The sequence below is a fragment of the Candidatus Hydrogenedentota bacterium genome (genome assembly GCA_012523015.1).
Taxonomy (GTDB): domain Bacteria; phylum Hydrogenedentota; class Hydrogenedentia; order Hydrogenedentales; family CAITNO01; genus JAAYBJ01.
In genome coordinates, this window is sequence record JAAYJI010000135.1 from 1 (window position 1) to 6,772 (window position 6,772).

Sequence of the window (6,772 nt, forward strand, 5' to 3'; positions counted from 1 at the left end):
ACAGTATGAGGTCATGAGCAATGCTATCTATAAAAAACAACTATTAAAAATAAAGACTATCAGATAGAATGAACATATTATAAAGATAAAGTGGTCAATAATATAATGTTGTGATTATAAAATACATATCAGATAGCTTTGAAGAAGAAGAGAATGATGGTATTCCTTTTGAAGAAAAGATGGAAGGCCTTAGATCAGAACTAGCCGGACTATTTGAAGAAAGCAATAAGTTTGAGGATGAGATTCGGAAAAGACTGGGGGTAATTGGATATGAACTATAAGAATACGGAAATTATCATGTACCAAGCCGGCGATGGTGCAATTAAAATTGATGTGCGCCTAGAAAATGAGACGGTTTGGTTATCGCTTGATCAAATGAGCGAATTGTTTGGGCGGGACAAATCAACCATATCGCGCCATATCAAAAATGTTTTTGAAGAAGGAGAACTTTTTCGCGAAGCAACTGTTGCAAAAATTGCAACAGTTCAAATTGAGGGAGATCGTGAAGTCGCACGCCAAATTGACTATTATAATCTTGATATGATTATCTCTGTAGGATATCGCGTAAAGTCGTTGCGCGGCACGCAATTTCGAATTTGGGCAACGGAACGGATACGAGAATATATCGTTAAGGGCTTTACCATGAATGACGACCTGCTAAAAAAAGCGGGCGGCGGGAATTATTGGCAAGAGCTCTTGGAGCGTATTCGGGATATTCGTTCCAGCGAAAAGGTTTTTTACCGTCAGCTTTTAGATCTTTTTGCTACCAGTGTGGACTATGATCCAAAAGCGGAAGAGTGCCGACAGTTTTTTCAGATTGTCCAGAACAAAATGCATTATGCCGTGAACAAGCAGACCTCCGCTGAAATCATCTATGCCCGTGCTGACGCTGAAAAGCCCTTTATGGGGATGCAGACCTTCCCCGGTGAAACACCCCACAAAGATGATGTTATGGTGGCAAAGAATTATCTGAATGAAAAAGAACTTGCTGTGCTCAATCGCATGGTTTCAGCTTTTTTTGACCTTGCGGAATTGCACGCACTGAACCACGAACCTATGTATATGCACGATTGGCTGCCACAGGTTGATGATTTTGCCGAACGTTACGGCAAAGGAATATTGCAAAACTCCGGAACGGTCAGCCGCCAGGCGGCGATAGAAAAGGCAGCCGAGGAATATAAAAAATACCGCAAGCGTATTGCCGATCTGCCGACCCCTGCAGAACGCGATTATCTGGAAAGCATCAAAGAAGCGCAGAAGAAGTTGAAAGCTAAGCCTGGGGCTGATCGGCTGTGAGGTGTAGGTTAGGGGATGTTTGTGAAATAACGCCTAATAATCGGATATTTGTCGGCGAGTACCGTAATTTCGGCGCTCCTTTTTATCGAGGCAAAGCGGTACTTGAAAAACAAGCGGGTAAAGCCGTTTCAAACGAGTTACTCATAGAAGAACAACGATATAATGAAATAAAAAACAGGCATGGCGTGTCAAGCCCCCGTGTAAACTGGTCCATGTTTACTGAGAGTTTCCCATCTGCCCTGCGGGCAAAAAAAATGCAAGATAAAGGAAGAGAAGCGTAATGCAGTCTATTTGTGTATATGCGGCAAGCAGTGAATCACTGCCGGAAGCCTATAGGGTTGAAGCGCGGCGTTTGGGTACGTTAATCGCGGAACATGGACATCAGCTCATTTACGGCGGTGGGAATGTAGGGCTCATGGGCGAATGTGCGCGCGCCGTACATCAACACGGCGGCGGCCGTGTGGTCGGTGTGATCACGGACAAGTTGGTGGATCTGGAATTGGCCTATCGTGAGGCCGATGAGCTGATCATTACCGATACGATGAGCGAACGGAAAGCCAAAATGGAATCGCTGGCGGACGCCTTCATTACCTTGCCCGGCGGTTTCGGGACTCTTGATGAGGTGATGGATATTCTCGTGCTGCGACAGCTTTGGTACCATGCCAAACCCTGCGTTTTCCTCAACATTAACGGCGTCTTCGACCATCTCTTTCTATTCTTTGATCGGCTTATCGCAGATTCGTTGATCAGTGAACGACACCTTGCCTTTTATCATGTATGCGATACGGCCGAGGCCGCCTATGACTATCTGTTGGCGCACACACCGGGACCCGCCCATGAACCTTGGTTTTGACGGACGGCTGCCCTTATCTTGAGGACATTTCATGCTGTAACAGTCTGGAACGGTAATCCTTGCGTTCAGACAGGGATCTCAAGAATTTAGGGTCTTGGGGAAAGCCCAAATTATTTTTTATGATGACCCGTTTACGGCGTGCTTCATTGGAAATGGATACCTTGCCATTGACCAGATTATCGGTAATGATCGCCCGTTCCACTTTCGGGCCCAAATGTACCTGCGGCTTATTTTCCATAAATTCATTGCCATTCAACAGGATCGAACCGCCGAGCACATCAATGGACGGCAAGGGCAAGGTGTTGTAGCCCTCAGCCTTTTCTTCGTAGCCCCACTGCATGAAACTGCAATTGCTGAAGCCGACCGTGCCCACGCCGTCAATAACGGCATTGCGCCGGGCAGGCCCCCAAAAGGCACAGTTCACGAAGCGCACCGTCCCGGTGTGCGTCTCTTCAACGCGTATCATGGTGGGGTCGGGGCCGTGGAAAGATACAAATTCTCCGTTCGTGATCAGGATGCCCATGGTTTCGCTTTGTTCGACGAGGAGCGACGTATAGCAGTCGTCGGCGCCAATACCTAAGAAATTACCATTGGTACCGCCCCGCTCGGATTTGAAGAATTTATAGCCCACGTTATAGCCGAAACAGAAGGTGTTGTGCACATAGTGCCAATCGGTTTTGCCGAATAGAAATCCGATGCCGTTTTCGAGCTGCCATTGATAGACTTTGGTGTGTATGGTCCACCATGGATTCCAATGAACGTTTTCAATGCGGCCAATATCGTAAATGATATCGACAAAAATGCCGATGTAAATGGGTTGTCCATGAATGTTGCGTACAAGGGCCCGTTGATTTTCGGAAGCATCAATGCCTTGATAGGGGTTGAGCAATTGCATATCAATTAGGGCGGGATTATTGCCGCGCATCGCAATGGTATAGGGATAGGGCGTGGGCGCGTCTGCATCGGGTTTTTGATCGGGATAATGGATCGTGAAGCCTTGCACCGTTCCATTCGCCTGAATGGTGATAAAGGGCGTGCCCGCTGCGTCACCTGCCGAAGCAACGGGCTCCAAGACGCTGCCGTATACGGGCAATTGCTGTTGTCCCGCATCGCGTATGCCGGCATGGGACGGGGCATAACTAAAGATACCTTTCAAGCTTACATTGGAAGGAATTTGTAAATTGCCTTCGAAGCGGTAGCGGCCTGCGGGCACCTCCACGATGCCGCCCCGATTTTTCTCGGCCTCATCCATGGCTTCTTGGAAAAAGGCGGTATTGTCTGTCACACCGTCAGCGACAGCGCCGAAATCCATAACCGAATACGCCATAGGAACAGAAGCGGAAACAGCGTTATCTTCCCCAGTGGCGGAGAAGGCGGCGCATACGAATAGGACACAACTTAGAATCATGAATAAATCCTCCTTGGGGATGTTGTATTAAAGGAAGGTACACCATACAAAGAACGGTACCGAAAATGCAATTTCGCGGCGGGCGGCGGCTGTACGCCAATAGAAAGAGTTTTGATATACTTATTTCAAGCGGAGATATGGGCGCTGTTACGGGGACTCCGTGCTTCCTTCCGCGCGGCGGTCTCGCTGCCCTTATCTCGATCTTCGCAACGGCTCTTAATTACGATTCACATTAACCTTGGATACTTCTAATCATGAACATTCTTGTCGATGAAAACATCCCTTACGGCGTGGAGGCTTTCGGAACCTTGGGCGCCGTTCGGCGCGCGCCGGGCCGTGCCATTACGAAGGACATGCTGGAGGATGTGACTGCGCTGATCGTTCGCAGTATAACGCGCGTGGATGAGTAGCTCCTTACGGGGACGCCGGTCCGCTTTGTGGGCACTTGCACCATTGGCGAGGATCATATCGACAAAGCATATCTTGCTGCGCAAAGGAGTGGCTTTTCCAGCGCGCCGGGCTGCAATGCGAACAGTGTCGCCGAATACATCGTTACGGCTATACTGGCGCTGGCGCAAAAGCACCACTTCAATCCTGCCGATTTAAAATTGGGTATTGTTGGCGTCGGTAATGTGGGCACGAAAGTGTGGCAGAAAGCGACGGCGCTGGGCATGCAGTGCGTCTTAAATGATCCGCCCCTGCAAGCAGCGAGCCAAGATCCTGTTTATAGACCCTTAACAGAGATTCAAGAGTGCCCTATCATCACGTTTCACGTGCCTCTGAACAAAGGCGGCGCCTATCCAACCCGGCATTTGGCCGATGAACGTTTTCTCGCCGCGCTGCGGCCCGGCACGATTATCTTCAACACTTCACGGGGCGCTGTTGTAGACAACCAAGCTTTGAAAGGGGCGCTGCGCAATAGGCATATTGCCGCCGCCGTACTGGATGTTTGGGAGCATGAACCTACGCCTGATCTCGAACTCTTGCGGCTCACCGACATTGCGACGCCTCACATTGCGGGCTACTCCTTTGACGGCAAAGTAAATGGTACCCGTCAGATTTACGATGCCTTATGCACTTTTCTGGGGCTGCCGATCTCGTGGGATCCCCGGCCTTTTCTGCCTGCGCCGCCCCTGCCTGAGCTGCACATTGACACTGAAGATCCTGAAATCCTCGTGAAGACCGTATTGAAGGCTTATGACCTTGCCGGCGACGATGAACGGATGCGCAAGATCTTTGTTGAGGGGCAAGGTCAAGAAGGGTTGTTTTTCGACGGTCTGCGCAAAGAATATCCGGTCCGCCGCGAATTTTTCAATACGACACTCCACCTGAAAGAAGAGGAGAATCCCCTGAAAGCGGTCTTTTCCGGGATCGGTTTTACTGTGCTATAATGAAACTTCGAAATCGTGTCAGCGTGAATTCACGGCTCTTTTGTTGCTGTATTGCCTTCTGTATCCCGCGCTTGACAGGAATTGCGCCGGTGAGCCGCAGTAAATACGCTTGGATCAAGTAAAATGAGAAGGCTTTTCGTGCCGATCTTTCGTATCACGTTACGAGAGTGCAGCCGTGGTTGATGCTATAGATAAGAGCGCGGGGACAGCAGTTAAATCACTATACAAGCGCAGCCCGAAAACTTTCCGCCAGTGAGGAAAAGGAAAACAATTCCATGGTTTTACAGCATATCAATGAGACAGGCTATCTCAGTGATTCCGATATCGAATCTTTTGTTCTGGAAGCGCTGGAAAAGGAAGCGATCGACGGGAAACGCATCCTTTTTATTATTCCCGACCAGACACGGAGCATGCCCATGCCGCAAATGTTCCGTGCGTTGCACAAGGCCGCCCACCACCGCGCCAAACAAATGGATTTTCTCATCGCCCTCGGCACCCACCCGGCGCTGAGCGACTCCATGATCGGGACCCTGCTAGGCATCAGCGCCGAAGAACGGCATGGCCAATTTAAGGACGTGGGTATCTTCAATCATGAATGGCAAAATCCGGGGGCGCTGGCATCTATCGGCACCTTGGACCGCAAAGAAATCGCAGCAATCTCCGGCGGCTTACTCGAAGAATCGGTAGAAGTAACCATTAACAAACGCGTCCTTGATTATGATCTGATCTGCATTGTGGGGCCCGTGTTCCCCCATGAAGTGGTCGGTATGAGCGGCGGCAACAAATACTTTTTCCCGGGCGTGTCCGGCGCGGATATCCTCAATCTCTTTCATTGGCTCGGAGCGCTCATCACGAACTACGCCATTAACGGCACCAAATATACGCCGGTTCGTGCTGTGGTGGACAAAGCCGCAGCCTTGATCCCTGTTGAAAAGCGCTGCTTTTGCCTGAACGTGACGGGCAAAGATACGAAGGCGATTTTCTACGGTACGCCGGAAACAGCTTGGAGCGCCGCAGCCGATTTAAGCGCGAAGACACACATCATCTATAAGGAGCACCCCTTCAACAGCGTTCTTGCCCTTGCCCCGCCCATGTATGATGAACTGTGGGTGGCAGGCAAATGCATGTATAAATTAGAGCCTGTCGTGGCGGATCAGGGTGAACTCATTATCTACGGCAAACATATACGCCAAGTGAGTGAGACCCACGGCCATCTTATCCGTCAGGTGGGTTACCATGTGCGCGATTATTTCCTCAAACAAATGGACGCCTTCACCCATATCCCCGGCGGGATCCTCGCCCACTCCACCCATGTCAAGGGCATGGGCAGCTTTGAAAATGGCGTGGAAATACCGCGCGTACACGTGACCCTTGCCACGTCCATCCCGGAAGAGGAATGTAAGACGATTAATTTGGGTTACCGTGATCCGGACAGCATCCGTATCGCGGACTGGCAAGATCGTGAAGACGAGGGCAAGCTGCTTGTGCATAATGCGGGCGAAATCTTGTATCGATTGACCGATCACGGAACGCGCCTCTAATCATCACGTTTTAAGAAGAACATTAATCTCAGACTATATGCAGTATTTTTTAGATATAAGGAGTTCTGTTCATGAAAAAAAATGTCATTGTCGCCCAGTCCGGCGGTCCCAGTCCGGTCATCAACAGTTCACTACGCGGCGTTGTGGAAGCGTGCCGATCTTTCCCTGATATTTTCGGTACCATTTACGGCGGCTGGCACGGTATTGAGGGCGTTCTGAAAGAAGAGCTGCTGAATTTAAGCGTGCAAGATGAAGATGAAATCTCTCTGCTGCGCTATACGCC

At 49.9% G+C, this 6,772-nt stretch carries 8 protein-coding genes; 7 read left to right on the forward strand and 1 reads right to left on the reverse strand.

Annotated features, from left to right (window positions below):
* Positions 1 to 110: 110 nt before the first annotated feature.
* The 3 genes from GX117_05655 (at position 111) to GX117_05665 (ending at position 2,149) form a co-directional block, all read left to right on the forward strand.
* Positions 111 to 281 (forward strand): hypothetical protein, encoded by a 171-nt coding sequence (locus tag GX117_05655; GenBank protein NLO32829.1) that lies wholly within the window; start codon positions 111 to 113, stop codon positions 279 to 281.
* On the forward strand, positions 271 to 1,296 hold the full coding sequence (locus GX117_05660; protein NLO32830.1) for a virulence RhuM family protein: 1,026 nt from the start codon (positions 271 to 273) through the stop codon (positions 1,294 to 1,296). Before GX117_05655 ends, GX117_05660 begins: the two co-directional genes overlap by 11 nt.
* Before the next feature lie 280 nt (positions 1,297 to 1,576).
* A complete protein-coding gene (locus tag GX117_05665; protein ID NLO32831.1) occupies positions 1,577 to 2,149 on the forward strand; it encodes a TIGR00730 family Rossman fold protein in 573 nt (190 codons plus the stop codon).
* 13 nt (positions 2,150 to 2,162) lie between these two features.
* Here the strand turns inward: GX117_05665 and GX117_05670 are convergent, their stop codons facing one another.
* Positions 2,163 to 3,557 carry a hypothetical protein gene (locus GX117_05670; protein NLO32832.1) on the reverse strand — a complete coding sequence of 465 codons (1,395 nt, stop codon included), beginning with the start codon at positions 3,555 to 3,557 and terminating at the stop codon, positions 2,163 to 2,165.
* A gap of 254 nt (positions 3,558 to 3,811) precedes the next feature.
* Here GX117_05670 and GX117_05675 point away from each other — a divergent pair, with 254 nt between their 5' ends.
* The 4 genes from GX117_05675 to GX117_05690 all read left to right on the forward strand — a co-directional run.
* Positions 3,812 to 3,967 (forward strand): hypothetical protein, encoded by a 156-nt coding sequence (locus GX117_05675; protein NLO32833.1) that lies wholly within the window; start codon positions 3,812 to 3,814, stop codon positions 3,965 to 3,967.
* A 27-nt stretch (positions 3,968 to 3,994) separates the two neighbouring features.
* A complete protein-coding gene (locus GX117_05680; protein ID NLO32834.1) occupies positions 3,995 to 4,948 on the forward strand; it encodes a 4-phosphoerythronate dehydrogenase in 954 nt (317 codons plus the stop codon).
* Positions 4,949 to 5,223: 275 nt separating this feature from the next.
* Positions 5,224 to 6,489, forward strand: coding sequence for a DUF2088 domain-containing protein (locus GX117_05685; protein ID NLO32835.1), 1,266 nt, complete (start codon positions 5,224 to 5,226; stop codon positions 6,487 to 6,489).
* A gap of 71 nt (positions 6,490 to 6,560) precedes the next feature.
* Positions 6,561 to 6,772: 6-phosphofructokinase (locus GX117_05690; protein NLO32836.1), on the forward strand; the 212-nt coding region annotated here is incomplete at its 3' end.